Source organism: Pseudomonas sp. NPDC089569 (assembly GCF_050280625.1).
In the GTDB taxonomy this organism is placed as follows: domain Bacteria; phylum Pseudomonadota; class Gammaproteobacteria; order Pseudomonadales; family Pseudomonadaceae; genus Aquipseudomonas.
The window spans coordinates 1-2,064 of the sequence record NZ_JBNNVQ010000237.1 but is presented as its reverse complement, the minus strand read 5'-3'; the positions used below and the strand labels follow the sequence as shown (position 1 = coordinate 2,064).

Sequence of the window (2,064 nt, the reverse complement as noted above, 5' to 3'; positions counted from 1 at the left end):
TAGATACACAAGGTGTGAATTGCAACAGAATTGTATAAACATAGTATCTACAATGCATCCTCAAATGCACGCTTAACCGAGGCTTGATCCATCGCCCAGCGCATCGCGAGCCGGCATGGTCACGTGGTGCTGAGTGCCTTTGGTGTCCGTGAAGCGCAGATCAATCCACTTGACGTCATGATCTTTGATGAGTTGAACCGACTTCGACATAGTGTCCTCCGGGTGGATTAGGGCTGTAATGGATGCCCTTGAATATGAGTGATGCCGGCGCGAATACTCTGCCAAGGCAACCTGCCTCACAAGGGAGCAAATTGCATGCCAGTGCCCCAGCATGGGTTTTTTGCCCCAAATTCACGCTTATAGAAGTGCAAAGCGCGGAAAAGCGGAAAATCTCGCCCCGTAATGTAGCGTCGAAATTCAAAAGTGACCTGTTTTGGTGCAGTGAAAACCTTCTGTACATTAATTGGTTAAACCTTGAGCAATTTCCGCTATAATCCGCGCCCCCCTTTTTCCGGTCGGCCCTGCGCGCGCAGTTTTCATGAAACTAATCGTAAAAGTCTTCCCCGAGATCACCATCAAGAGCCGCCCGGTCCGGACGCGTTTCATCCGTCAGTTGGCGAAGAACATCCGCGCCGTGCTCCGTGATCTGGACCCGGCCGTGGTGGTGAACGGTGTGTGGGACAACCTCGAGCTGGAAACCCGCGTCAGTGATCCCAAGGCCCTCAAAGAGATGGGCGAGCGTCTGAGCTGCACGCCCGGTATCGCGCATTTCCTGCAGATCGACGAATACCCGCTGGGCGACTTCGACGACATCGTCGCCAAGTGCAAGCAGCACTACGGTGATGCGCTGGCGGGCAAGATCTTCTCGGTACGTTGCAAGCGCGCCGGCAAGCACCCGTTCAGCTCCATCGATATCGAGAAGTACGTCGGCAGCCAGTTGCGCCGTCAATGCGGTGCCGCCGGGATCGATCTGAAAAAGCCGGAAGTCGAAGTTCGCATCGAGGTTCGCGACCAGCGGTTGTTCGTGATCCACGGTCAGCACAATGGCATCGGCGGTTATCCGCTGGGTGCACTGGAGCAGACCCTGGTACTGATGTCCGGCGGTTTCGACTCCACCGTCGCGGCCTACCAGATCATGCGCCGCGGGCTGATGGCACACTTCTGCTTCTTCAACCTGGGCGGACGTGCCCATGAACTGGGCGTGATGGAAGTCGCGCATTTCATCTGGAAGAAGTACGGCAGCTCGCAACGCGTGTTATTTGTCAGTGTGCCGTTCGAGGAAGTGCTGGGCGAGATTCTCGGCAAGGTCGATGACAGCCATATGGGCGTGGTGTTGAAGCGTATGATGTTGCGTGCTTCCTCCAGCATCGCCGAGCGCCTGCACATCGACGCCCTGGTCACCGGCGAGGCGATCTCCCAGGTGTCGAGCCAGACGCTGCCGAACCTGTCCGTGATCGACTGTGTGACCGACAAGCTGGTACTGCGCCCGCTGATCGCCAGCCACAAGCAGGACATCATCGACACGGCCGACGCCATCGGCACCGGCGATTTCGCCCGGCACATGCCGGAGTACTGCGGGGTCATTTCGGTCAATCCGAAAACGGCCGCCAAGCGTTATCGCGTCGAGCATGAAGAGAAAGAATTCGACATGGCGGTACTCGAGCGTGCGCTCGAAAACGCCAGGCTGGTGCCGATCGATCGCGTGATCGATGAATTGGGCCAGGACCTGCAGATTGAAGAAGTCAGCGACGCGCTGGCCGGTCAGATCGTCATCGACATCCGTCACCCGGATGCCGCCGAGGACGATCCGCTGGAGCTCGCTGGTATCGAGGTACAGACGATGCCGTTCTACGCACTGAACGCTCGTTTCAAGGAACTGGATCCTACTCGCCAGTACCTGTTGTATTGCGACAAAGGCGTGATGAGTCGCCTGCATGCCCACCATCTGCTCAGTGAGGGGCATGCCAATGTGCGCGTTTATCGACCGAGCTAAGTGCCCGGGGCTGTTTACTGAATGAAAATCAGCGCGAGCCACGGCATATGACTTGTCAGCGACGTTTCCGT

Annotated in this window: 1 protein-coding gene and 1 pseudogene; one reads left to right on the top strand and one right to left on the bottom strand. The window is 57.1% G+C overall.

Annotation, left to right across the window (positions count from 1 at the left end):
• Nucleotides 1-90: 90 nt before the first annotated feature.
• Nucleotides 91-210: pseudogene (locus ACQKP2_RS32630) on the bottom strand (hypothetical protein); the annotation flags it as partial.
• A 328-nt stretch (nucleotides 211-538) separates the two neighbouring features.
• Here ACQKP2_RS32630 and thiI point away from each other — a divergent pair.
• On the top strand, nucleotides 539-1,993 hold the full coding sequence (gene thiI, locus ACQKP2_RS32625) for a tRNA uracil 4-sulfurtransferase ThiI (protein ID WP_427582354.1): 1,455 nt from the start codon (nucleotides 539-541) through the stop codon (nucleotides 1,991-1,993).
• Nucleotides 1,994-2,064: the final 71 nt, after the last annotated feature.

Bases quoted from the DNA above. Each gene is read 5' to 3' on its own strand.
- thiI (WP_427582354.1), top strand. From the start codon at position 539: ATGAAACTAATCGTAAAAGTCTTCCCCGAGATCACCATCAAGAGCCGC.